Here is a 24,121-nt window from a genome sequence, read left to right as displayed (position 1 = left end):
GCCTCTGGCCGCGATGGCGACGGGGGGCTGGGCTGAACCAGCCGGGATCCGCGCTATAATCGCCCGCCGTATGGGATCCCCGGAGCTGCTGATGAACCTGTCCCCGCTCACTGCCGTCAGCCCGGTCGACGGCCGCTATGCCCGCCACACCGAGCCGCTGCGCGCGCACTTCAGCGAGCAGGCACTGATGCAGGCGCGGGTGCGGGTCGAGGTCGCCTGGCTGAAGGCGCTGGCCGAGGAACCGGCCATCACCGAGGTTCCCGCGCTGACTCCCGATGCCTCAGCCTTCCTCGACCGTGTCGCGAGCGACTTCGGCACCGTGGACGCCGAGCGCGTGAAGGCCATCGAGGCCACCACCAACCACGACGTGAAGGCGATCGAGTACTACATCAAGGAGCGCATGGCGGGACACCCGGCGCTATCCGCGCAGATCGAGTTCGTGCACTTCGCCTGCACCTCGGAGGACATCAACAACCTGGCCTACGCGCTGATGGTGCGCGAGGCCCGCGACGCGGTGATGCTCCCTGCGTTGCACGAACTCATGCAAAGGCTCAACACCCTTGCGAGGGCCCTTGCCGGCCAGCCGATGCTGTCCAGGACCCACGGTCAGCCCGCCTCCCCGACCACCCTCGGCAAGGAACTGGCGAACGTGGTCGCACGCCTCGAACGGCAGATCGGGCAACTGGAACGCTCGCCGATCCTGGGCAAGATCAACGGCGCGGTGGGCAACTACAACGCCCACGTGGTCACCTATCCCGAGGTGGACTGGCCAGCGCTGGCCGCGCGCATGATCGGCACCCTGGGCCTCGAGCCCAACCCCTACACGACCCAGATCGAGCCGCATGACTTCCTCGCCGAGCTGTTCCACGCGCTCATGCGGACGAACACCGTGCTGATCGACATCAGCCGCGACATCTGGGGCTATATCTCCGCCGGATACTTCCGTCAGCGCGTGGTCGCCGGCGAGGTCGGCTCCTCCACCATGCCGCACAAGGTGAACCCGATCGACTTCGAGAACGCGGAGGGCAACCTCGGCCTCGCCAATGCCGTGCTGGATCACCTCGCGGGAAAACTGCCGATCTCGCGTTTCCAGCGGGACCTGACGGATTCCACGGTGCTGCGGAACATTGGCGTCGGCTTCGCCTGGTCCCTGATCGCCTACCGCTCCTTCATTCGCGGGCTTGGCAAGCTCGATGCTGATCCCGAGCGCATGCAGGCGGACCTGGACGCGAACTGGGAGGTGCTCGCGGAAGCGATGCAGACGGTGATGCGCCGCCACGGAATCGAGGCCCCCTACGAGAAACTGAAAGAGCTGACCCGCGGCCAACGCGTATCCGCCGAGCGGCTGCGGGCATTCGTCGACCGACTCGAGATTCCGGAAGACGCCCGCACCCGGCTCCGCGAACTGTCCCCGGCCGAATACGTCGGCCTGGCCGTCGAGCTCGCGAATCAGCTTCCCGACCGGACCTGACGTGGCCACGGCGGGCACCCCGCCGCGCTCCCCCGCGGGCGCCGGCAGTTCCATCCCGGCACACCCGCCCCTTGGCGGCCTGGACCCGCGCGAGTTCCTGCGCGACTACTGGCAGCGCCGCCCGCTGCTGATCCGCGGTGCGGTCCCCGGTTTCCGGAACCCGATCGACACCGCCGACCTCGCCGGTCTGGCCTGCGAGCCGGGCATTCACTCCCGGCTGGTGCTCGGACACCCCGACCGCAGGGACTGGAGCGTCGAATACGGCCCCTTCGACCCGGAGCGGTTCAGCCGACTGCCGCAAACCGCCTGGACGCTGCTGGTCTCGGGCGTCGAGCACTACTGGCCCGAGGGCCCCGACTGGTTGCGCCGGTTCGACTTCATTCCGCACTGGCGGCGCGACGACCTGATGATCTCCAGCGCCGCGCGCGAGGGCTCGGTCGGACCGCACATCGACGCCTACGACGTCTTCCTGTTCCAGGCCCGGGGACGCCGGTGCTGGCAGATCCAGGATCCTCCCCCGAGGTCGCCGGTCTGCCTGCCCGGTCTGCCACTGGCGATCCTCAGACGCTTCGAGGCGACTTCCGAGTGGACCCTGCAGCCGGGAGACATGCTCTATTTGCCCCCCGGCATGCCGCACCTCGGCATGGCCCTGGACGACGAGTGCATGACCTGGTCGATCGGCTTCCGGGCGCCGGCCTGGCGCGACGTCTTGGGCGGGTTTCTCGAGGACCGCCTGGAGGCCGTGGGTCCGGAACACGTCAGCGACCCGGGACGGGACATCTCGGTGCATCCGCACGAACTCGCGGCGGGGGACCTCGCGGCGCTGCGCGCCGGCCTGCTCGAACGCCTGCGGCTCCAGCCGGCGGCACTGGACCGGTTCCTGGGCGAGTTTCTCAGCCGCCCGCTCGAGGAGGATACCGGGGAACGGGGCTCGGCGGGCGCTGAAGACGGGTCACCGGAGGAGCTCGATCCCGCGACGCGCTACCGCTTCGATCCCGAACCCGGGCGCTACTGGATTCGAAGCGACGCCGGCATCCTCCTGTTCATGGCCGGGCGATCCCTGGCGGCGCCCGGCCTGTCCACGGCCACCGCGGAGTCCTTCTGCGCCGCCGCAACCCTGGTTCCGGAAGACTGGGCCGCTGCGCTGCCCGGACTCGAACCCGTGCTCAGAGACCTGCTGCGACGCGGCCTGATCGAGCGCGACGCGTGACCCCTGGAGGGCGGGCGCTTGCCCCCGCTGTCCAGCGCAGCGCGGGGGCTTTCTTCCGCCGCGGAAGGGAGTGGCGGGCTCACTCCGTCTAGCGCACTCCCCGGCTCAATGCAGGGCGCGCGCCGACGTATTCATCGAGGCACTGCACATCCTTGACCGGATCGCCGCCGGCAGGGTATTTTTCCCCGGCTAAGGGGCCGGCCGCCCATGTTGCTTCCCGCCGGGCACTGTCCATCCGCGGGCCTCTCTCCGGCGCACGGTTTTCGCACGAGCGGCGCATGAATTGCACCATCCCGATGCGCGCCCGCCGGCGTCGAGGTCCCCGATCGCCACAACGCGCATCGCGGAAATGGCACGATTGCTGCGTGATGACTAGGCTGACAATCTGCGGGGCAGCGGGCGGTCTCCCGAAGCCGTACCCATGGTCACGTTTTCCGTGCGCCCGCATCCGCCAACGAGCTGGCACCAACGAGGTCCAATGATGAGCATTCGCGCCCTACCCCCCGCGCAGGGGATGTACGACCCTGCACTCGAACGCGATTCCTGCGGCGTCGGCTTTGTCTGCCATATCAAGAACGAGAAGAGCCACCGGATCGTGGCCCAGGGCCTGGAACTGCTGGAGCGCCTGCACCATCGCGGCGCGGTGGGTGCCGATCCGAAGGCGGGTGACGGCGCCGGCATCCTGGTGCAGATGCCCGATGAATTCCTGCGCGCGGTGGTGGACTTCGAACTGCCCCCGCCCGGTGAGTACGGCGTTGGCATGGTCTTTCTGCCCCGCGACGAGCAGCCGCGCGCGGACATGGAGGCCATCGTCAACCGGCACATCGAGTCCGGGGGCCAGAAGGTGCTGGGCTGGCGCGATGTGCCGGTCGACAACAGCGACCTCGGGGAGACGGTTCGCCCGAGCGAGCCCATCGTCCGGCAGGTCTTCATCGGCTGCGGCCCGCAGTGCCCGGACCAGGAAAGCTTCGAGCGCAAGCTGTTCGTGATCCGCAAGCGCATGGACAACGAGATCCGCGCGGCGGGCTACGAGACGACGGCCTATTACGTGACCTCGATGTCCTCGCGCACCCTGAACTACAAGGGCATGCTGCTCGCCTACCAGGTCGGTAACTACTACCTCGATCTGCGCGACGATCGCTTTGCCAGCGCGCTGGCCCTGGTGCACCAGCGCTTCTCCACCAACACCTTCCCGACCTGGGATCTCGCCCAGCCCTTCCGCATGATCTGCCACAACGGGGAGATCAACACGCTGCGCGGCAACGTCAACTGGATGGCTGCCCGCCGCCACACCATGCGTTCCGAGGTGCTTGGAGACGACCTGGCGACCATCTGGCCGCTGATTCCGGAGGGGCAGTCGGATTCCGCCTGCTTCGACAACGCGCTGGAGTTGCTGCTGATGGGGGGCTACTCGCTCGCCCACTCGATGATGATCCTGATTCCGGAGGCCTGGGCCGGCAACCAGCTGATGGACGAGGACCGCCGCGCCTTCTACGAGTACCACATGGCGCTGATGGAGCCGTGGGACGGGCCGGCCGCGATCGCGTTCAGCGACGGCCGCCAGATTGGCGCGACCCTGGACCGCAATGGACTGCGCCCCGCCCGGTACCTGGTCACCGACGACGACATGGTGATACTGGCCTCGGAAATGGGCGTGCTCGATATCCCCGAGGAACGGATCGTCACGAAGTGGCGGCTGCAGCCCGGCAAGATGCTGCTGATTGATCTCGAAGAGGGCCGGATCATCGATGATACCGAGATCAAGTCGACGCTCTCTCGGGCCAAGCCGTACGCCGAATGGCTGAAGAAGACCCAGATCCGGCTCGAGGAGCTGCCGACCGGCGTCGGCCCGATGGCCCCGGACGACGCAACCCTGCTGGACCTGCAGCAGTCCTTCGGCTACACGCAGGAGGACCTGAAGTTCCTGCTGACGCCGATGGTGGTCACTGGGCAGGAGGCGGTGGGCTCCATGGGAGCCGACAACCCCCCGTCTGTGCTCTCGAGCCGACCGAAACACCTGTCGAGCTACTTCAAGCAGAACTTCGCCCAGGTGACGAACCCGGCGATCGACCCGATCCGCGAGGAACTGGTGATGTCGCTCGTCTGCATCATCGGGCCGCGTCCCAACCTGCTGGGCATCAACGAGGCCGGCACGCACTGGCGACTGGAGACCCCGCAGCCGGTGCTGACCAACCAGGACCTCGAGCGCATCCGCCACATCGAGTACAACTCCGGGGGCGCCTTCCGCACGCGGACGCTGCACACGGTCTACCCCGCCGCCGAGGGTGCCGAAGGCATGGAGGACGCGCTGTCGCGACTGTGCGGACAGGCGGAAAAGGCGGTGCTGGACGGCTTCAACATCCTGATCCTGTCGGACCGCGACACCAATCAGGACTCCATCCCGATCCCGATGCTGCTGGCCACCTCGGCGGTGCATCACCACTTGATCCGCACCGGGCTGCGCACCAGTTCCGGGATCGTGGTCGAGACCGGCGCCGCGCTGGAAGTCCATCACTACGCCACCCTGTCCGGCTATGGTGCCGAGGCCATCAATCCCTACCTGGCCTTCGACACCATCCAGTCGATGCTGCCGCGCTTCCCGGAGCGCCTGACCTTCGAAGAGGCGCAGAAGCGCTATATCAAGGCGGTGGGCAAGGGCCTGCTGAAGGTGATGTCCAAGATGGGCATCTCCACGCTGGAGTCCTATTGCGGTGCGCAGATCTTCGATGCGGTGGGCCTGAACAATGCCTTTCTGGATGCATACTTCACCGGTACCCAGAGCCGGGTCGAGGGCATTGGCCTGCCCGAGGTGGCGAAGGAGGCGGTGCGCTGGCACGCGCTTGCCTTCGGCAACGAGCACGTCTACCGCCGCCAGCTGGACGTGGGCGGTGACTACGCCTTCCGGCTGCGCGGCGAGGATCACGTGTGGACGCCCGAGACGATCTCCAGGCTCCAGCATGCGACCCGGGCCAATGACGCAAAGACCTACGCAGAATATTCGCGCCTGATCGACGAGCAGAACGAGCGTCTGCTGACCTTCCGCGGCCTGATGGACTTCCGCTTCGCGGCGAATCCGGTCCCGATCGACGAGGTCGAGCCGGCGTCGGAGATCGTGAAGCGCTTCGCGACCGGCGCGATGTCCTTCGGGGCCATCTCCCACGAGGCCCATTCCACGCTGGCCAGGGCGATGAACGCGATCGGGGGCAAGTCCAACACCGGCGAGGGCGGTGAGGAGGCTGAGCGCTTTCTTCCCCTGCCCGACGGTTCGCCCAATCCCGCGCGCTCCGCGATCAAGCAGGTCGCCTCCGGCCGCTTCGGCGTGACCACCGAGTACCTGGTGAATGCCGACGACATCCAGATCAAGATCGCGCAGGGTGCGAAGCCCGGTGAGGGCGGACAGCTGCCCGGCCACAAGGTCAACGCCCAGATCGCGCGTGTGCGCCACTCGACGCCGGGCGTGGGACTGATCTCACCGCCGCCGCACCACGACATCTACTCGATCGAGGACCTCGCGCAGCTGATCCACGATCTGAAGAACGTGAACCCGCGCGCGCGGATCTCGGTGAAGCTGGTCTCCGAGATCGGCGTTGGCACCGTTGCCGCCGGCGTCTCCAAGGCCCACGCCGACCACGTGACGATCGCCGGCTACGATGGCGGCACCGGTGCGAGCCCGCTGACATCGATCAAGCACGCAGGGAGCCCGTGGGAGATCGGCCTCGCCGAGACCCACCAGACCCTGGTGCTGAACCGTCTGCGCGGCCGCATCGCGGTGCAGGTCGACGGCGGCATGCGCACCGGCCGGGACGTGGTGATTGGCGCGCTGCTCGGAGCGGACGAGTTCGGCTTCGCGACCGCGCCGCTGATCGTCGAGGGCTGCATCATGATGCGCAAGTGCCACCTGAATACCTGCCCGGTGGGTGTGGCGACCCAGGACCCGGAACTGCGCAAGCGCTTCACCGGCAAGCCTGAACACGTGATCAATTACTTCTTCTTCGTCGCCGAAGAGGTCCGCAGGTACATGGCGCAACTCGGCTTCCGGACCGTGAACGAGATGATCGGGCAGTCCGATCGGCTGGAGATGCGCAAGGCCATCGCGCACTGGAAGGCCCACGGTCTCGACTTCTCGCGCATCCTCGAGAAGCCGAAGGTGACCCCTGAGGTCGCGCTGTACCAGCGCGAGGAGCAGGACCACCATCTGGACCAGGCCCTCGATCAGGAACTGATCCGGCAGGCGGCCCCGGCGCTGGAACGGGGCGAACCGGTCCGGATCGAGACGCCGGTCAAGAACTACCATCGCACCGTCGGTACGATGCTGTCCGGTCGTGTCGCCGAGCGCTACGGCCATGCCGGGTTGCCTGACGACACCATCTACATCAAGGCCACAGGAACCGGCGGTCAGTCCTGGGGGGCATGGCTCGCGAAGGGCGTGACCGTGGAGCTCGAAGGCGATGCCAACGATTACGTCGGCAAGGGCCTGTCCGGCGGCCGTCTGATCATCTATCCGCCGACTGACGCGGGAATCGCGCGCGCCGAGGAGAACATCATCGTCGGCAACACCGTGCTCTACGGGGCGATCAGCGGTGAATGTTTCTTCCGCGGAGTCGCCGGCGAGCGGTTCTGCGTGCGCAACTCCGGCGCCATCGCGGTGGTCGAGGGCGTCGGCGATCACGGCTGCGAGTACATGACCGGCGGCGTGATGGTCTGCCTCGGCCCCACCGGCCGCAACTTCGCCGCCGGCATGTCCGGAGGCGTGGCCTATGTCTTTGACGGCGACGGCAGCTTCGAACGGCGCTGCAACATGGCCATGGTCGAACTGCAGCCCATCGCGGACGAGGACGATGCCCTGGAGGCCCTGGATCACCAGGGCGGCGACATGGAGACACCGGGCCTGGTCGACCTGACCCGGGACATGACGCGAAACGACAAGCAGCGTCTGCGGACGCTGATCGAGCGGCACCTCCATTACACCAACTCCGACGTCGCGCGTAACATCCTCGCGGACTGGGACAACCAGTTCTCGCGCTTCGTCAAGGTGATGCCGCTCGATTACCGCCGTGCGCTCGAGCAGATGCAGGCAAAGAAGAGCCGGCCACCCGTTCCGCACCGGGTCGCCAAGCCCGCTCAGCCTTCGAAGGAGACCGCAGCACATGGGTAAGCCAACCGGATTCATGGAGATCGAACGCCGTGACCGGCGCTACGAGCCGGTCGCCGATCGGGTCGTACACTACAGGGAGTTCGTGATTCCGCTGCCCGAATCGGAAGTCAGTGAACAGGGCGCCCGCTGCATGGACTGCGGCATTCCCTACTGCCACCAGGGCTGCCCGGTGGACAACCTGATCCCGGAATGGAACGACCTGGTCTATCGGGGCGAGTGGCGCGAGGCGATCGAGACCCTGCACTCGACGAACAACTTCCCCGAATTCACCGGCCGTATCTGCCCGGCCCCGTGCGAAGCCGCCTGCACGCTGAACATCGATGACGCCCCGGTGAGCATCAAGACCATCGAGTGCGCCATCGTCGACCGTGCCTGGCGCGAGAACTGGATCAAGCCTCAGGTCGCGCAGCGCCGGACCGGCAAGAGCGTGGCGATCATCGGCTCCGGCCCCGCCGGGCTCGCCTGCGCCCAGCAGCTCGCGCGTGCGGGCCACCAGGTCGCCATCTTCGAGAAGGCCGACCGGATCGGCGGCCTGCTGCGCTACGGAATCCCGGATTTCAAGCTGGGGAAGGAGCTGATCGACCGGCGCATGGCGCAGATGCGAACCGAGGGGGTGGAGTTCCACACCAACTCGCACATCGGCATCGACATCCCGATGTCCAGGCTGCGCGAGGAGTACGACGCGGTGGTCCTGGCCGGCGGCGCGGAATGGCCACGCGATCTCCCTGTCCCGGGGCGTGAACTGAACGGGATCCACTATGCAATGGACTTCCTCACGCGCAACAGCCGGCGCGTGCAGGGGCTGTTTGTCTCCGACGAGGAATTCATCAACGCGAATGGCAAGCACGTGGTGGTCATCGGCGGCGGGGATACCGGGTCCGACTGCATTGGCACCTCCAATCGCCACGGCGCCGCCTCCGTCACCCAGATCGAGATCCTGGACAAGCCGCCGGAGAAGGAGGACAAGGGCCTTACCTGGCCCGAGTGGCCCAACCGGATGCGCACCTCGAGTTCCCAGGAAGAGGGTTGCGAGCGGATGTGGAACGTCGCGACCAAGGGCTTCGTCGACGACGGCAAGGGCAATGTCCGCGCGCTGAAGTACGTGCTGGTCCGTTGGGACCGAGACGATCAGGGGCGCTGGCAGATGTCGGAGGTGCCGGGCAGCGAGGGGGAAATCCCGGCCGACCTGGTCCTGCTCGCCATGGGCTTCGTGCATCCGGCACACGAGGGCATGATCGCGGAACTGCGCGATGCGGAAAGGCTCGAACTGGATCCGCGCGGCAACGTCAAGGGCACAACCGAGGGGCCGCGGGCCTACCACACCAATGTCGATGGACTCTTCGCCGCCGGGGACATGCGCCGTGGGCAATCCCTGGTGGTCTGGGCGATCCGCGAAGGACGGCAGTGCGCGCACTCGGTCGACGAGTTCCTGATGGGGCACTCCGACCTCCCCCGCTGAACCCGGCAGGAGGCGAGCCCTCGGCGATCCGGGGCCGGAGACCGCAGGTCGGGGGGCACCAGGTCAGCCGGCCGCCTGCAGACAAGGGCCTACGGCCCACTCGATCAGCTCCGGCCCCGCATCCCGTCGACGCGCACCCTCGGTGAGCACCCGCCGCCAGTGGCGGGCCCCCGGCGCGCCGTGGAAGAGGCCGAGCACATGCCGGGTCAGCCGCGACAGCGGGACGTCGCGCGAGCAGAGCTCCTCGGCCAGTGCCACCAGATCCTCCACGATATCCGGGTGACCCCGGTCATCCTCCGCACCGAAATAGAGCCGGTCCACGCGGCCGAGCTCGAATGGCCGGTAATAGGCCGCGCGTCCCAGCATCACGCCGTCGACCCGCCGGAGATGGGGCAAGCCCGCCTCCGGGCCCTCGATACCACCGTTGATCAAGACGCGTAGCGACGGAAATTCCTCCTTCAGCCGGTACACGCGCGTGTAGTCCAGTGGCGGAACCTCGCGGTTGGCCTCCGGGCTCAAGCCGTTCAGCCACGCCTTGCGTGCGTGCACGATAAAGGTGCTGCAGCCCGACTCCGCCACCCGGGAGACGAAACGGTGGAGGTCTGCCTCGGAGTCCTGCTCGTCGATCCCGATGCGGTGTTTCACCGTGACCGGTATCGATACCGCGTCGGCCATCGCCTCGACGCACTGCGCGACGGTCTCCGGAGTCGCCATCAGGCAGGCGCCGAAGGCTCCGGACTGCACCCGCTGCGATGGACACCCGACATTCAGGTTGATCTCGTCATAGCCGAAGCCGGCCCCGATCCGCGCGGCCTCGGCGAGCACCCGCGGGTCCGAACCACCCAACTGCAGCGCGACCGGGTGCTCCTGGCTGTCGAAACCCAGCAGATGGCGCCGATCGCCGTGAAGGACCGCGTTCGCGTGCACCATCTCGGTATACAGCATTGCCTGCCGCGTCAGCAGCCGGTGAAAACGCCGGCACCAGCGATCCGTCCAGTCCATCATCGGCGCCACGCTGAACCGGTGCGGCAGCAGGTCTGGGGAGGTCTCTGTCATCTCGATCGGTCGGTCCCGGTTAATCCTGTCGCTGCCATTCTACCCGGCGAAGACCCGCAGGCTCAGCCGCTCCCTGGATGCCTGCAGATCAGCTCTCCTCCCAGGCCTCGAGACGGGTCCTCGCCCTCCCCCGGCATGGCACGAGGGCTGGAGAAGGGGTCTGCCCTAGGACCGTCGTACCCACCACAGTGCAATCAGAACCGCCAGCAGGAATGGCACCACCAGCGCATTGATAGCGACCCAGCCGACGGTGGCCAGCAGCGCCCCTGACCCGAGCGCCGTCACGGTTACCGTGCCGAACACGATGAAGTCGTTCACGGCCTGGGTCTTGGCCTTCTCCTCCGGGCGATGGGCCTCGGTGAGCAGCGTCGTGCCGCCGATGAACAGGAAGTTCCAGCCCACGCCGAGCAGCACCAGGGCAAGCCAGTAGTGAATGACGTCATGCCCGTGGAAGTTCACGCCGACGCTTGCCAGATTCAGCAGCACGCCGACCGCGAGGATCCGGTACACCCCGAAACGACGGATCAGCTCCCCGGTAAAGAACGACGGCAGAAACATCGCGACTACGTGCCACTGAATCACGAAGGCCGCATCCTCGAAACGGTGTCGGTGCCCCTCCATCGCCAGCGGGGTCGCCACCATCAGCAGGTTCATCACGCCGTAGCCGACGGCTGCCGCGAGCACGGCCATCGCGAAGACCCGTCCCGTCACGATCTCCCGCAGCGGGCGTCCCTGCGCGCGCAGTACCATGCGCGGTGGCCGCGGGACACGCAGCTGCAGAATCGCCAGCAGCCCGATCCCGTAGAGGCCGGCCAGGATCAGGTAGCTTGCGGTGAAGTCGGGCCCGGCGAGTTGACGCGTCCAGGCCGCGAGGTTGGGACCCAGGAAGGCCGCAACGATCCCGCCAGCCAGCACCAGTCCGATCGCGCGGGCCTTCAATGATTCCGACGCGACCTCCGCAGCCGCGAACCGGTAGAACTGGCCGGTCGCGTTAAAGCTGCCCAGCAGCACCGCGCCCACGCAGAAGAGCACGAAGCTGCCGGTGAGGATCGCGTACCCGGCGATTAGAGTGCCGGCAAGGCCGAGGTTGACTCCGACCAGGAAGCCGGCGCGGCGGCCGTAGCTTCCCATGAACAGGGACGCGGGAATGGTGGACAGCGTCATGGCCAGGAACTGCAGCCCCAGCGGTATCGTGGCCCAGCCCGGATCCGGTGCCAATGCGCGACCCACCAGCGCCGACGTCGAGACCAGCAGCGAGGTGCCGGTCATCAGCATCGCCTGGGCCAGGGCCAGCAGACCGACATCGCGGTAGGAGATCTCGGGATTCGACCGGAACATGGAGTGCTCGAGCGGGGACGGCACATCCTACCATCAGGGGACCTCACCGAGGCCCTCACCCCACCCCAGTCCTCTCCCGTCACCGGGCAAGGGGGCCTTCATCGTCAGGGGCGGCGCAGCGCCATGAAAGCTAGCTTCGCCCCTCAGGATCCGGTACCGGCAAAGGCCGCCTGCACCTGCTCCTCGATCAGCGACTCCTGCCCGCTGTGCCGGGCCGAGAAGTGGAAGGGAATCACGCGCCTCGCACCCGCCTCGCGGGCAAGCCAGCCTGCCTGTCCGGCAGTCAGGTGTCCGGTCGCGGCGGCACGGGCGGTCGCCTCGTTCAGGAAGGGGGCCTCGACATGGAACTGATCGGCATATCGCGCGAGATCGATGATGGCCCGTCGATTGGCCGCGTCGAAGGCGGCATCCACCACGAAGGCGATCGTCTGCCCCGGCACCTCGCGCAGCACCTCCCGACGCAGCCGGCCCAGCGTCTCCACCCGCCGGTGGTCCCCGTCACCGTCCCGCCAGCGGATCGTCAACGCGGCAGCGTCCGGATCGCCCCGCCGCACCCGCTGCTTCAGCTCGGTGAGCCACGGACCCGTGGGAAGGCCCAGTGCGTCCAGACGGTCCTTCCAGACGTTCAGGTGCGCCTTTTCCTCCAGCGCAAAGCCCAGGGAGACGATGCCGTTGTGATCCAGCGGCACCGCCCGCACCCGGAATTCATCCTCGTTGCGCAGGACTCCGCCGGGGGCTTCCAGCGGCTCCAGGCCCTCGCGCTCGAATTGCCGGGCGGAACGGAACCGCGCGCGGTGCAGCAGACCGTCGGCGCGCAGCTCCGCCGCGTGGATCACCAGCTCGACCTGGAAGTTCTGCACCAGGTTCCAGGTGTAGCCGAGCAGCCGGTGCATCACCCGGTCGAGGAAGCCGGGCGGGCCATAGAGGCGCAGGTGTTTCGAACGGCCTACCATCAGGCGCAGCAGGCTGTCGAAACCGATGAAGTGATCCATGTGCGTGTGCGACACGAAGGCATCGGTGATCCGCAGTACCCGCCTCGCCGGCAGCGTGCCGATCTCGCCGAGATCGAACAGCAGCGCGCGGCGACGGAACTGGAAATCGATGTACAGCACCGGGTCGCCCGTGGTCCCGTTCACCAGATGCGTCTGGAACTGTGGGCGCATCGCGACTCCTCACCTCTCGACCAGGCACTCCCCGGCCACCGGATGCATGGTTGCGGGCTCCCTCATCGCTCCGCCGGTCCGAATCACGCCCCTACGATGCGCCGGCGTGAACGCCGGCGCAACAGGGGACATGGCGGTCTCACTGCCGCGGCTCGTAGAGATCCGTCTCCGGGTGGAAGGCGAACCAGGCAAACCAGAAACTGATCAGGCTGGCGATCTCCTCTCCCTGTTCATCCAGCACCCGGCCGCTCTGGGCATCCGAGTCGATCAGGATGGTGATCCGCTCGCCGCCCAGCTCGTCCTCGAACTGGTGCCGGCCGGTGGCGGGAAATGCGGTAAACGGATAGGCGCGTGCCTCACCATCGATCTCGGCGCCGAGTACCGGGGTCTTCGGATGTTGACCGTGCGTCCGGAAACGGACCGGGAACATCAGGGCCTCGTCCTCGGCGTACTCGGCATACGGATCGCGGTCGTAGTTGCGGGCGTAGTCGGTATCGCGCGAAAGCACGAGGCTATCCGGGTGTTCCTCCCGCCATGCGCCCCAGGTCGTGTTCGCAGTGGGAACGCTCTCCAGCGTCTCGCCACGCCGGGGCCCGCTGATCGCCGTCGCCCCGATCTGCGACCAGAGCGACTCGGTGCGGCGGTCGTAGAGCAGCACATCGGAGTTGTAGAGCAGGCCCGATACACCGAGCATCAGCCGGGTACCATCCGGCTCCACCGCCTCGAAGGCCAGGCCGGCGAAGCACAGCGGGCAGTAGGTCACGGCGATGGGCTCACCGGCAAAGACGTCATTCACGATCTCGTGGTAGTTCATGATGCCAAGCGGATACGCCTTCGCGATTCCGTTACGGTGGACCCCGAGCACGCGGTCGTCGTCCTCCAGCCAGCCGGCCTGATCGGGCGGCAGAAACTCCGGATCGGTAAGGGCCGGGATGCCATCCCGGGGCGGGCCTCCCCGCCGGATCTCGGACGCTGGAACGTCGGCCCGCGAAACATCAAATCCATTCATGGTGTGCGCCTTCGAGCAGCCCCATGCGCCCGAGAGAACGAGGGCCGGGACCAATAGTGCAATCGTGCCCAGCAGTGTCGGGGGCCTTACCGGGCGGGGATTCAGGTTCTTGTTCATCGGGACACCTCCGAGTGCAGACTATCCCCCGGGCGGCTGTCAGACAGTACGTGATGCTACGTAGGATTGCTGTCGGCCCGACGGACCGGCATCGTGCAGGAGAGCCCCCTGACGGGATGATTTCCGGAACGCACGATAGCGGATCGGGCGACCCCCGGCGCGGAGGCGGGGCCCGACACCGGGACGCGCCGGAACCGCTTCGCATTCGCTATCCTCTCGGGCTTGCTCAGGCTCGCCCGGCCCTGGTCGGCCTCCCGCAACGGTGTCCGGCACCGGCTTCGTTCAGGGAATGGAAACCGTATGGACCGCTACAGTTTCTTCGGCCCCCTGCCCGCGCTCGCGGAGCCTGAGGAGTCCGCCCTCGCGCCGACGTGGAAACGAACCGTCGGTGGGCTGACCGTCGGCATCGCCGGGGGCGCGTTGTTCGCGTTCGCCGGCGCTCCGCTCGCCTGGATGCTGGGGGCACTGATCACGGTCACCGCGATGAGCCTCGCGGGTGCGCGGCTTGCAATTCCTGCACGGCTACGCACATTGATGGTCGCGGTGCTCGGCGTGATGCTGGGCGCGGCCTTCACGCCCGAGGTTGCTACCCAGATCGCGGCCTGGGCAACGGCGGTGGTGGTGATGCTCGGCTTTCTGGTGGCCACCATGGCGCTGGTGGTCGTCTTCCTTCGGCTCGGAATGGGGGTTGACCCGGCCACGGCATATTTCTCCGGGGCGCCGGGCGGTATCACGGAAATGGTGATCGCGGGGGAGGCCCACGGCGCGGACAGTCGCGTGATCACCCTGATGCACGCAACCCGGATCCTCGTGATCGTCGCGGTGATCCCGTTCTACTTCCGGGTCCTCGAAGGCATCGACGTACCGACCCTGCCGCCGGCCTCGGCGCGCCTCCTGCTGACCCCTGTCTTCGACGGCCTCCTGATGGCGGCATGCGCGGTGGGCGGCTACTGGCTGGCGCGCCGGCTGCGGATACCGGCCGCCGCCCTGGTCGGCCCGATGCTTCTCAGCGCCGCAGTGCACATGGCCGGGTGGACCGCGGCGTCGCCCCCGGTCGAACTGATTGCCGCCGCCCAGGTGGTGGTTGGCACGGCCCTGGGGGCGCGATTCGCCGGGCTGACACTGCGCCGGGTCTGGCCCCACCTCCTCGTTGGCGCGGCGTCGGCGGTGCTCATGATGGCCCTGGCCTGGGTGACCGCGGTGCTGTTCGCGGAGGCCCTCGACCTCGATCGTACGGCCCTGCTGCTGGCACTGGTTCCCGGTGGGCTGGTCGAGATGGGCCTCATTGCACTGTCCCTGGACGTCGACACCGCGATGGTGTCGACCCTCCACGTGTTGCGTATTGCCGCGATCATGCTGATCGCCCCGATCGCCTTCACGTTGATCAGGCGCCGCGGGACAGGGCATCGCTGACGCGGAGGGAGGTCCATCAGGAGCGGCGGCTTTTAGCGCCCGCGCACGTGAGAGGGAGATCTTCAGGAGTGCGGGTGCCGGAGGGCGATACCGGTCAGTGCGACTGACCGTGACGGTGCATCGGTGTCTCCTCCCCCGGGTGGCGCACCGGGGCACGGAGCTCCAGGCGCGGCCATGCACCGACCGCCCTTGCGCAGGGACGCCGGGGGAGTCATCGCCAGCGCGAAACCGGCCCCGCCCCCGCTTGATCGGCGCGCCTGGTCCGTCGCCCGTGTCCCCTTCCGAACCGGGGGGGCATTGCAATAAACCGACCGGTCAATTACATTCGTGGCATGACTCGTGAATCCGATACCCGGCAGCGCATCGTCGATGGCGCACGGCACCTGATCTACGGGCGCAGTTACCACGATGTCGGCGTGGCCGAGATCTGCACGCGTGCCGGGGTCAGAAAGGGCAGCTTCTACCACTTCTTTCCCAGCAAGCAGGAACTCAGCCTTGCGGTGATCGACGAGATGCGGATCGGCATCGACGCCGGCGTGCTCTCGCCCGCGCTGGCCCCGGATGTCGCTCCGATGCAGCGGCTGGCCCGTTTCGTGGAGAGGCTGTACGACTTCCAGCGGCAGGCCGCGCCGGCGCCCGGACACCTGCCCGGCTGCCCATTCGGCAATCTTGCGCTGGAGCTCGCGACGAGCGACGAGGTGATCCGGCAACGACTGCAGTCCGTGTTTGCCGATATCGAATCCCGCTTCGCCTCGGTCCTCGAGGAGGCGGTGGCCGCGGGTGAAATCGACAACATCGACATCGCCGCGACAGCCCGCGCGATGCTCGCGTACATCGAGGGCGTCCTGTTGATGGCCAAGACCGCGAACGACCCGGAGCTCATCCGGCAGCTGGGACATGCCGTCACCGGGATCCGGATTCATCAGGGCGAGGACTGATTTTTTTGCGCATCGGAGTTGGCTGACTGGTCAACTCAGGTGTTCTCAAGGGCGGCAACGCAACGGACCACCCATCGCCGCCGTCCCGACAACCGACCACCAGTCGAAGGAGACGCGACATGCAGGAATTCCCCTACCACACACCCGATACCGCCCCGGAGGCCGCGCGGCCGATGCTCGAGGACGCCGGGCGGCAATACGGGATGGTCCCGAACCTGTACGCAAAGATGGCAGAGGCCCCGGCGCTGCTCGAGGCCTACCTGCAGGTTTCCGCGATCTTTGCCCGGTCCAGCCTGAGCACCACCGAACAACAGGTTGTGCTGCTCGCGGCCAGTCGCACGAACCAGTGCGGCTATTGCATGGGGGCCCACAGCGTGCTCGCGGACATGGCCGAAGTCCCGGTTGAGACCACGGACGCGATCCGGGATGACCGGCCGATCCCGGACCCGCGCCTGGAGGCCCTGCGGCGCTTCACGAATCAGCTCGTGGAGCGGCGCGGCTGGCTCGACGATGCGGAGGTGCAGACCTTCCTGGATGCCGGCTTCACCCGGGAAAACCTGCTCGACGTGATCGTCGGGGTCGGCCAGAAGACCCTGTCGAACTACACCAACCACATCGCGGGCACGGAACTGGATTCAGCCTTCGCACACCGGAGCTGGAAGGCCCCGGCCTGACCCCACGTCCTCCTTGGGAGGGCCTCTGGCCGGCATTGCCCATGGCGCACCAGGGAAGCGCTGAATAAACCGTCATCGCGAGGAGCGTAGCGACGTGGCGATCCATACGGCATGGAGTACGTTCGCGCCAAATGGATTATTCGCTGCGCTCGCCCTGCGGTTCAGCCTTCGGCTGTTCAATGCGCTACGCGGATTAGTGCCGCGCTGCGCTCGCAATGACAACAACATCAATCAGCCTTTCTCCAGTGTCCTGAGTCAGAGGTTCGCAGCTGACTAGTGGGCCATGCGGAAAGTTCGGTACCAGATCGCTTCGCCAGAAGCGCCGGCGCTGCGTTGGGCAAGTTTGAAATAGGCCCACTATTCCTGCACTTGCCCGCCTTGCTCCGGCCCTTCTGGCTGTGCTCCATAGTCACCGAACCTTCCGCATGGCCCACTAGGGACACTAGGTGTTTTTACGGATTGCCGCCCATCGTTTCGCGGGTCAGGCTGGCCACGACACCGGAGTGACGAACGCGGCCCGCTGGCCGCACTGCACGAATGGAGAACAGACCAATGAACAGACGGATTGCGAGTATCGTGATACTGCTCTTCCTGCCCGCCCTGCAAGCGGTCCATGCCGCAGAGGGGTTGATCGCCACGCAGAGCCCGTTCGGTCCCGGGGAGACGATGGATCGGCTGCAGGCCGTCGTGGAGGACCGGGAGCTGACGGTCTTTGCCCGGATCGACCATGCGGCCGGAGCCGAGCGCATCGGCGAGTCGCTGCGTCCGACGGAACTGCTGATCTTCGGCAACCCCCGCGGCGGCACGCCCTTCATGCAGTGTGCACAGAGCGTCGGGATTGATCTCCCGCTCAAGGCACTGGTGTGGCAGGATGCGGACGATCGCGTCTGGCTGGGTTACAACGATCCCGGCTTCCTCGCAGAGCGCCACGGCGTTCCCGACTGCCCGGTCGCGGCCAACCTGGAAAAGGCACTCGAAGGTATGGTGGCTGCGGCGCTTGGGGATTGATGTGTCACCGGCCACGGCCCCGTTGCGGCGCTCGTCTCCCGTGGGAGGCGGGCCCCCTCGGCGATCCAGCGCCGGAAAGACCGTCATCGATGGAACGGGCCTCCGAAAACTGCCCGGGCCCGCCGCGACCCGGTAGGAGGCGAGCCCGCTCGGCGACCCGCCGTCTCAGTCGCCGCTGATCGTCATGCCCTGCAGGCTCTCGCGCAGCACCCGTCCGGAGGCCTCGAGACCGTGGCGTTCGTCTTCGTTGACCTCGGGTGCGAGCCGGTACTCGACGCCGCGCGCACCGATCACGCAGGGGATGCTGAAGCAGACCTCGCGCTGACCGTAATCGCCCTCGGGATTCACCGAGACGGGCAGCACGCTCCGCTGGTCCTCGAGGATCACCCGTACCAGGTACGCGATCACCAGACCGATCGCGGCATTGGTATAGCCCTTGCGCGAAATGATGTCGAAGGCCGCGGTGCGCACGCGCTCGAACAGCGGATTCATGACCCCCGGGTCGAAGCGCCGCCCGTTGATCGCGTGGTGCATGATGGACAGACCGCCGATCATTGCGCTGCTCCAGATCGGCACCTCGGAATCGCCGTGCTCGCCGAGGATGTAGGCATGCACGGAACGCGGGTTCACTTCGTAGACGTCCCCCAGCAGCGCCCGGAAGCGCGAGGTGTCCAGCATGGTGCCGGTGCCGATCACACGCCGGGTCGGGCGCTGGCTCAGCCTCTGCATCACGTAGGTCAGGATGTCGACCGGATTGGTCGCGATCACCAGGATCGCGTCGGGCGCGTGGCGGTCCAGCTCGACCGCGATCTCCCGAAAGACCGCGGCGTTCCGGTTCAGCAGGTCGAGCCGCGACTCGCCCGGCTTCTGGTTCACCCCGGCGGTGATCACGATCACCTGGCAGTCCGCCAGCTCGGCATAGTCGCCGGCGCGGACCGACACGCGTCCGACCAGCGGCTGGCCGTGCATCAGGTCCATCGCCTCGCCCTCGGCACGTTGCCGGTTCTTGTCGACCAGCACAATGGCGCTGGCGACCTGCCGCTGGAAGATGGAATACGCCGCTGCGACCCCGACGTTGCCGGTACCGATGATGCCCACAGAAAATCGTGCCATCGAACCTCTCCTCAGAATCCGAGCGCCTCGAACTCCATCTCCTGGAAGATCAGCGCCGCATTGCGGCGCGCCAGTTCATGGAAGGTATCCAGGTGCGCATAGGCGGACTGGTCGATCTGGTAGGCGTCGTTCAGTCCTCCCCCGGCATCCAGGATTTCCTCGACCTCTTCGCGCATGTACACCAGGTAGTCGCGCGTGTAGCGGGTCACGGTCTCGTAACCTTCCACCGGTCCGCCGTGCCCGGGGATAATGGTCTCGGCGCCGAGGTCAACAAACCGGTCCCAGGTCCTGATCCACCCCGCGGTGTCAGTGTCCTCGAAGACCGGCAGCATGCGCTCGTGGAAGGCCACGTCGCCGGAGATCGCCACCTTGCGCTCCGGCATCCACACGACGATGTCGCCCGGGCTGTGCGCCGGGCCGAGATTGAGCACCTCGATCGTCTCGTCACCCATCTCGAGATCGAGGCGGTCCGTGAAGACCCTGTCCGGCGTACCCAGGCGGGTCCGGAATGCCTTGTCGCGGCTGCGCTGCTGCAGGCGCGCCAGCAGGGCCGGACCGTTTTCCTCGATCTCCCGGGCCGCATCGACGTGGGCGATCACCGGCACCCCCTGATCCTGCCAGTAGGTCATACCGAGCATCGCGTGCCCCTGCCCGTTCTCCAGCACCACGTAACGCACCGGCTGATCCGTGATCTTGCGGATCTCGTCGTGCAGCGACTTGGCGAGCAGGTAATTGTCACCGGCGTTCACCACCAGCACGCCGTCATCCGTGATCACAAAGGACAGGTTGTTATTGTGCCCGGAGTTCGCGTAGGTAGGGGGCTGCGTCGCCCCGATGGCCGACCACACGCCCTCCGTGACCTCCTGCGGCATGCTGTAGAGGAAGGACTCCGGCGCCTTGTCGGCGACCCAGACCGGCAGCCCGGCATCCCGCCACTCAAAGAACCCGTCGGGGTAGTTGTGCACGTTGGTAAAGCCCATCTGCTGCAGCGTCATCGCCGCCGGTGGGCTGCGCAGGTTCTGCCCGCAGTACACGACGATCGGCGTGTCCGGGTCCAGCAGTTCCCGCTCGATGTGAAACTCCAGCCAGCCGCGTGGCAGGTTCAGGGTCCGGTGCGAGCGGATCATGCCGCCCGTGAGGGCCACCTCGGTCTGGGTGCGCACGTCGATCAGCACGTGGCGCGGATCACTGGCAATGAGCTCCTGCAGCTCCTCGGTATCGATGTCAGGAACCGTCGCCGCCGCCCGGTCCAGCAGGTCATCGGAGGTGAGATCGTCAGCAGATGCGACCGCACTCGCCATGACCAGGAACGTTGCCGCCACCGCTCTGTACATCTCTGTCGCCCCCTTGCAGCCGCTCGAAACAGTCTGCCGAGGATAGCCCGGCCCCTGCATCCGATGCCACAGCGGCAAGCCACGCGGTGTCTCCGGAGCACGCCCGCCTGGGGTGCTTTTTTTCGTGCATCCAGTCGGTTACCTTGGTCCGATCCGCGATTGCTGCGATTCGTGCCGGGTATGCGGGTGGAGGGACCGGATGACGAAGAGGAAAGAGGTCGACGAGGCGGCGAAGAAACGGATTGCCGAAGTCTTTGCACGAATCCCGGCGGGCGAGTCGGTTGCGCCGCCGCCGGCGCTATCCTCCGGCGAGGGCCCACCCTCGGGGATACCAGGGTTCGAGGGGGACGCCCGGCGCGTCGTCGAGGTCCTCGGCCGGGGTGGCTGGCGCGCCTGGCTGATCCGGCGCCTCGCCGGCATCTGAGCGTGCAAGACCTCAGGAACGCACCCCCGGCGGCCCGCACTCGAAACGGTCCGGGGCCGCGTGCCGGGCTCGGGACCTGGTCGTGGCGTGCGTGAGACCGGGGCCGGGAGCCCAGGATGAGGACATGGCTCACCCGCCAAGCGCTGAGACCGAGGTGCTGATCATCGGTGCCGGTCCGGCCGGTTCCGCCACCGCCATCGCGCTGCGCCAGGCCGGCATCGCGGTGACACTGGCCGACCGTCACGACTTTCCGCGCGAAAAGGCCTGCGGAGATGCCCTGATGCCGGATGCCCTGCGCGCGCTGAGGCGCCTGGGGCTCGGAGAACGGTTGCTGGGGCCAGCGCTGCAGGCGCGGTCCATCCATATCCACGCGCCCAACGGTACAGCGGTCGGCGTGAGGGGAGACTTCGCCTGTCTCCCTCGCCGGAAGCTGGATCAGTCGCTTCTCGACGCCGCACGCGATGCGGGTACCCGCTTTCTGCCCCGACACCGCGTGCGCGGCCCGCTCCTGAACCAGGGCCATGTCACTGGGGCCCGTTTCTCCGTGGGGGGCTCGAGTTCGACCCGCCGTGTGCGAGCCCGGATCACGGTCCTGGCCACGGGCGCGGCGGTGGAACCGCTTCGCGCCTTCCACCTGTTGCTCCGGCGCACGCCCAGCGCCCTGGCACTCCGCGCCTACTACCGGGTTCCGGACTGGGTCGCCCGGGCCCACCCGCACCTGTATCTTTCCTACGATGCCGCCATCTGCCCCGGCTACGGCTGGAGCTTTCCGGGGCCGGACAATGTCTTCAACATCGGCGTCGGTATCTTCTCCGACGGCCCCGACCGGTCCGCGGTACCCAATCTCCGGGACCTATGGGACACCTTCATTCGCGCATTCCCTGCCGCCCGCGAGATCGTTTCCTGCGGGCAGCCGTTCGCACCGCCCCGGGGTGCGCCCCTGCGCTGCAATCTCGACGGCGCGCAACTTCACCAGCCGGGCCTCCTGGTCGTGGGGGAGGCGGCCGGGACCACCTTCCCCTTCAGCGGAGAGGGGATCGGCAAGGCCCTGGAAAGCGGCCTGAGCGCCGCGCAGGCCATCGCCGCGACCATCCGCGGCAACGCCGATGACTGGAACGCCGCAGGCCCTCGATACGAGGCGGACTTCCGGGCGATGCACGCAGCCCGTTACCACGCTTACCGCCGCGCCCAATCCTGGCTCGCCTGGCCCGCGATGTGCAATCTGATCGCCCGGCGCGCAGGACCGGGTTCCTTCGCAGCGCAGAGGCTGGAAGACATGATTCAGGAACGCGGTGACCCTCGTGATCTCTTCTCCATCCCGGGTCTGTGCCGCACGGTGCTGGAAGGCCGGCCACCGTCTGCGACCCCGTGCTGACCGGCCGCCCCTGTGAAACCCGCCTCTCCAGTCCTGGATGCGCCCCTCTGCGCTTGAAGGCCCGTTCTTGAGGGTGAAAACGGCCCCTCAAGCCCAAAACGGGGTAACCTCCAGGGCCGTTTTACTCATAATGTCAAGGGCTTGCGTTGGTCCGACCCCGAAGCCGGCTCCACGCGTTATGCTGGTGGTATTGAGCTCCAACCACCGGGTCGGCAATGGGCCCTGCGACGAGGAGGGGCATGTCCGTGGAGAACGCTGCCAGCGGCCTTCAACGCAACGTGGCGCAGATGGTGGATCACGCGCTGTCCCTGATCGACGTGCCCGAGGGCGTCGGTGCGGCGCTGAAGGCCTGCGCCTCCGTGGTGCAGGTCAGCTTCCCCGTGCGCCTCGGTGGCCGGATCGAGGTCTTCACCGGCTGGCGGGCCGTGCACTCCGCGCACCGCCTGCCGGTCAAGGGTGGGCTGCGGTTTTCGCTCGACATGGATCAGGACCACGCCGAGGCCCTGGCGGCCCTGATGACCTACAAGTGCGCGGTGGTCGATGTGCCCTTTGGCGGTTCCAAGGGCGGCCTGCGGATCGATCCCCGTCAGTACGATGACCCCGGTCTGGAGAAGATCACCCGCCGATTCTCGCGCGAACTGATCCGCCGTGGTTACATCAGTCCCGCCGAGAATGTGCCCGCTCCGGACCTGGGAACCTCGCAGCGCGAGATGACCTGGATCCTCGACAGCTACACGGAGCTGCATCCCGAGGATCTGAACCACCTCGCCTGTGTCACCGGAAAACCCGTCGAACTCGGCGGCATCCCCGGTCGCCTCGAGGCGACCGGCCGGGGCGTGAAGTACGCGCTCGACGCCTTCTTCAGTGAACCGGACGCGGTCCGGGAGACCGGCCTGCAGGGCAGCCTGCGCGACCAGCGTGTGATCATCCAGGGACTCGGCAACGTGGGCTATCACCTCGCGAGACTTCTCCAGGAGAGGGACGCGCCACGAATCATCGGCATCATCGAGCGTGAAGGTGCCCTGTACGACGAGGGCGGGCTGGACGTCGCGGAGGTCCACGCCTACATGCTGCGCACCGGCGGGATCGAAGGATTTCCCGCCGTCTCCTTCCAGCGGGACGGGGCGAGGCTCCTGGAGGCGGACTGCGATGTGCTGATTCCCGCGGCGCTGGAAAACGTGATCCATGCCGGGAACGCCGAACGCATTCGCGCGCGGCTGGTCGTGGAGGCCGCGAACGGCCCCTGCACCTGGGAGGCGGATCGGATCCTGCAGGCGCGGGGCATCACCATTCTGCCGGACATCTTCGTCAATGCCGGCGGGGTGGTCGTTTCCTACTTCGAGTGGCTGCGCAACATCGCCCACGTGCGCATGGGCCGCCTCCAGCGGCGGCACGAGGCCACCCGCGGGCAGCACGTGATCACGGCGATCGAGATGATGACCAACCGCACCGTTCCCGACTGGCTGCGCGAATCGCTGACCAGCGGCACGGAGGAGATCGATCTCGTGCGCTCTGCCCTCGACGACACCATGCGCCTCGCCTTCCAGGAGATTCGCGAGACCCGGGAGGTGGAGAGCGACGAGGCGCGGATGGACTACCGGACCGCCGCCTACCTGATCGCCCTGCGCAAGGTGATCCGCGCGCGTATGGATCTCGGTCTGAACTGACGGACCCGTGGTGCTCATGACGGCTCGGTTCGCCATGCCGTCCAGGGACCTGGCCTCCCACCGCGCCCGCCCCCGTGGGAGCGGCCTCTGGCCGCGATATGGCCCGGGGCACTCAGCGCAACGCCGCATCGCGGCTGGAAGCCGCTCCTACGACCACCGCGAGCCCCCAAGCCATTGTGGGAGCGGCCTCTGGCCGC

General features: G+C 67.3%; 17 protein-coding genes. 11 read left to right on the top strand and 6 right to left on the bottom strand.

Features of this window, described 5'->3' with window-relative positions; all coding sequences use genetic code 11:
* Positions 1-91 precede the first annotated feature (91 nt).
* The 4 genes from purB to ACESMN_RS09885 all read left to right on the top strand — a co-directional run bounded on the left by purB (position 92) and on the right by ACESMN_RS09885 (position 9,295).
* Positions 92-1,471 carry an adenylosuccinate lyase gene (gene purB / locus ACESMN_RS09900; RefSeq protein WP_373053434.1) on the top strand — a complete coding sequence of 460 codons (1,380 nt, stop codon included), beginning with the start codon at positions 92-94 and terminating at the stop codon, positions 1,469-1,471.
* A gap of 52 nt (positions 1,472-1,523) precedes the next feature.
* Positions 1,524-2,681: a cupin domain-containing protein gene (locus ACESMN_RS09895; protein WP_373053435.1), complete on the top strand. Its 1,158-nt coding sequence runs from the start codon at positions 1,524-1,526 to the stop codon at positions 2,679-2,681.
* Positions 2,682-3,162: 481 nt separating this feature from the next.
* Positions 3,163-7,836, top strand: a complete 4,674-nt coding sequence (gene gltB, locus ACESMN_RS09890; RefSeq protein WP_373053433.1) for a glutamate synthase large subunit — start codon at positions 3,163-3,165, stop codon at positions 7,834-7,836.
* Positions 7,829-9,295, top strand: a complete 1,467-nt coding sequence (locus ACESMN_RS09885) for a glutamate synthase subunit beta (protein ID WP_373053432.1) — start codon at positions 7,829-7,831, stop codon at positions 9,293-9,295. The genes gltB and ACESMN_RS09885 overlap by 8 nt, the downstream gene beginning before the upstream one ends.
* A gap of 63 nt (positions 9,296-9,358) precedes the next feature.
* Here ACESMN_RS09885 and dusA read toward each other — a convergent pair whose 3' ends face one another.
* From dusA to ACESMN_RS09865, 4 genes are all read right to left on the bottom strand, one after another.
* Positions 9,359-10,351: a tRNA dihydrouridine(20/20a) synthase DusA gene (dusA, locus tag ACESMN_RS09880; protein WP_373053431.1), complete on the bottom strand. Its 993-nt coding sequence runs from the start codon at positions 10,349-10,351 to the stop codon at positions 9,359-9,361.
* A 165-nt stretch (positions 10,352-10,516) separates the two neighbouring features.
* Positions 10,517-11,689 carry an MFS transporter gene (locus ACESMN_RS09875; protein ID WP_373053430.1) on the bottom strand — a complete coding sequence of 391 codons (1,173 nt, stop codon included), beginning with the start codon at positions 11,687-11,689 and terminating at the stop codon, positions 10,517-10,519.
* A gap of 143 nt (positions 11,690-11,832) precedes the next feature.
* A complete protein-coding gene (locus tag ACESMN_RS09870) occupies positions 11,833-12,852 on the bottom strand; it encodes a ribonuclease Z (RefSeq protein WP_373053429.1) in 1,020 nt (339 codons plus the stop codon).
* A 139-nt stretch (positions 12,853-12,991) separates the two neighbouring features.
* Complete coding sequence (locus tag ACESMN_RS09865; protein WP_373053428.1) at positions 12,992-13,861, bottom strand: DUF3179 domain-containing protein; 870 nt, start codon at positions 13,859-13,861, stop codon at positions 12,992-12,994.
* Between the two features lie 417 nt (positions 13,862-14,278).
* Between ACESMN_RS09865 and ACESMN_RS09860 the strand changes: the two genes are divergently transcribed.
* From ACESMN_RS09860 to ACESMN_RS09845, 4 genes are all read left to right on the top strand, one after another.
* A complete protein-coding gene (locus tag ACESMN_RS09860) occupies positions 14,279-15,391 on the top strand; it encodes an AbrB family transcriptional regulator (protein ID WP_373053427.1) in 1,113 nt (370 codons plus the stop codon).
* 332 nt (positions 15,392-15,723) lie between these two features.
* Positions 15,724-16,329 (top strand): TetR/AcrR family transcriptional regulator, encoded by a 606-nt coding sequence (locus tag ACESMN_RS09855; RefSeq protein WP_373053426.1) that lies wholly within the window; start codon positions 15,724-15,726, stop codon positions 16,327-16,329.
* Positions 16,330-16,448: 119 nt separating this feature from the next.
* Positions 16,449-17,003 carry a carboxymuconolactone decarboxylase family protein gene (locus ACESMN_RS09850; protein ID WP_373053425.1) on the top strand — a complete coding sequence of 185 codons (555 nt, stop codon included), beginning with the start codon at positions 16,449-16,451 and terminating at the stop codon, positions 17,001-17,003.
* A 552-nt stretch (positions 17,004-17,555) separates the two neighbouring features.
* Positions 17,556-18,011, top strand: a complete 456-nt coding sequence (locus ACESMN_RS09845; RefSeq protein WP_373053424.1) for a DUF302 domain-containing protein — start codon at positions 17,556-17,558, stop codon at positions 18,009-18,011.
* Positions 18,012-18,176: 165 nt separating this feature from the next.
* On the opposite strand, the gene ACESMN_RS09840 is transcribed toward ACESMN_RS09845, so the two are convergent.
* A complete protein-coding gene (locus ACESMN_RS09840) occupies positions 18,177-19,124 on the bottom strand; it encodes an L-lactate dehydrogenase (protein WP_373053423.1) in 948 nt (315 codons plus the stop codon).
* A gap of 11 nt (positions 19,125-19,135) precedes the next feature.
* Positions 19,136-20,458, bottom strand: coding sequence for an MBL fold metallo-hydrolase (locus ACESMN_RS09835; RefSeq protein ID WP_373053422.1), 1,323 nt, complete (start codon positions 20,456-20,458; stop codon positions 19,136-19,138).
* A 199-nt stretch (positions 20,459-20,657) separates the two neighbouring features.
* Here ACESMN_RS09835 and ACESMN_RS09830 point away from each other — a divergent pair, with 199 nt between their 5' ends.
* The 3 genes from ACESMN_RS09830 to ACESMN_RS09820 all read left to right on the top strand — a co-directional run bounded on the left by ACESMN_RS09830 (position 20,658) and on the right by ACESMN_RS09820 (position 23,924).
* On the top strand, positions 20,658-20,882 hold the full coding sequence (locus ACESMN_RS09830; protein WP_373053421.1) for a hypothetical protein: 225 nt from the start codon (positions 20,658-20,660) through the stop codon (positions 20,880-20,882).
* A gap of 124 nt (positions 20,883-21,006) precedes the next feature.
* Entirely contained in the window at positions 21,007-22,257 is a 1,251-nt protein-coding gene (locus ACESMN_RS09825; protein WP_373053420.1) for an NAD(P)/FAD-dependent oxidoreductase, read from the top strand.
* Between the two features lie 239 nt (positions 22,258-22,496).
* The gene (locus tag ACESMN_RS09820) at positions 22,497-23,924 is read left to right on the top strand and encodes a Glu/Leu/Phe/Val family dehydrogenase (RefSeq protein ID WP_373053419.1); all 1,428 of its coding nucleotides are present in this window, start codon (positions 22,497-22,499) and stop codon (positions 23,922-23,924) included.
* Positions 23,925-24,121 lie beyond the last annotated feature (197 nt).

Source organism: Thioalkalivibrio sp., from assembly GCF_041690275.1.
In the GTDB taxonomy this organism is placed as follows: Bacteria; Pseudomonadota; Gammaproteobacteria; order Ectothiorhodospirales; family Ectothiorhodospiraceae; genus Thioalkalivibrio.
Note: the sequence above shows the minus strand (reverse complement) of the source record. Positions and strands in the feature narration are given on the sequence as shown.

Excerpts from the sequence above, each read along its gene's own strand:
- purB (WP_373053434.1), top strand. The coding sequence starts at position 92 with ATGAACCTGTCCCCGCTCACTGCCGTCAGCCCGGTCGACGGCCGCTAT.
- gltB (WP_373053433.1), top strand. The coding sequence starts at position 3,163 with ATGAGCATTCGCGCCCTACCCCCCGCGCAGGGGATGTACGACCCTGCA.
- ACESMN_RS09885 (WP_373053432.1), top strand. The coding sequence starts at position 7,829 with ATGGGTAAGCCAACCGGATTCATGGAGATCGAACGCCGTGACCGGCGC.
- dusA (WP_373053431.1), bottom strand. The coding sequence starts at position 10,351 with ATGACAGAGACCTCCCCAGACCTGCTGCCGCACCGGTTCAGCGTGGCG.
- ACESMN_RS09875 (WP_373053430.1), bottom strand. The coding sequence starts at position 11,689 with ATGTTCCGGTCGAATCCCGAGATCTCCTACCGCGATGTCGGTCTGCTG.
- ACESMN_RS09870 (WP_373053429.1), bottom strand. The coding sequence starts at position 12,852 with ATGCGCCCACAGTTCCAGACGCATCTGGTGAACGGGACCACGGGCGAC.
- ACESMN_RS09865 (WP_373053428.1), bottom strand. The coding sequence starts at position 13,861 with ATGAATGGATTTGATGTTTCGCGGGCCGACGTTCCAGCGTCCGAGATC.
- ACESMN_RS09860 (WP_373053427.1), top strand. The coding sequence starts at position 14,279 with ATGGACCGCTACAGTTTCTTCGGCCCCCTGCCCGCGCTCGCGGAGCCT.
- ACESMN_RS09855 (WP_373053426.1), top strand. The coding sequence starts at position 15,724 with ATGACTCGTGAATCCGATACCCGGCAGCGCATCGTCGATGGCGCACGG.
- ACESMN_RS09850 (WP_373053425.1), top strand. The coding sequence starts at position 16,449 with ATGCAGGAATTCCCCTACCACACACCCGATACCGCCCCGGAGGCCGCG.
- ACESMN_RS09845 (WP_373053424.1), top strand. The coding sequence starts at position 17,556 with ATGAACAGACGGATTGCGAGTATCGTGATACTGCTCTTCCTGCCCGCC.
- ACESMN_RS09840 (WP_373053423.1), bottom strand. The coding sequence starts at position 19,124 with ATGGCACGATTTTCTGTGGGCATCATCGGTACCGGCAACGTCGGGGTC.
- ACESMN_RS09835 (WP_373053422.1), bottom strand. The coding sequence starts at position 20,458 with ATGTACAGAGCGGTGGCGGCAACGTTCCTGGTCATGGCGAGTGCGGTC.
- ACESMN_RS09830 (WP_373053421.1), top strand. The coding sequence starts at position 20,658 with ATGACGAAGAGGAAAGAGGTCGACGAGGCGGCGAAGAAACGGATTGCC.
- ACESMN_RS09825 (WP_373053420.1), top strand. The coding sequence starts at position 21,007 with ATGGCTCACCCGCCAAGCGCTGAGACCGAGGTGCTGATCATCGGTGCC.
- ACESMN_RS09820 (WP_373053419.1), top strand. The coding sequence starts at position 22,497 with ATGTCCGTGGAGAACGCTGCCAGCGGCCTTCAACGCAACGTGGCGCAG.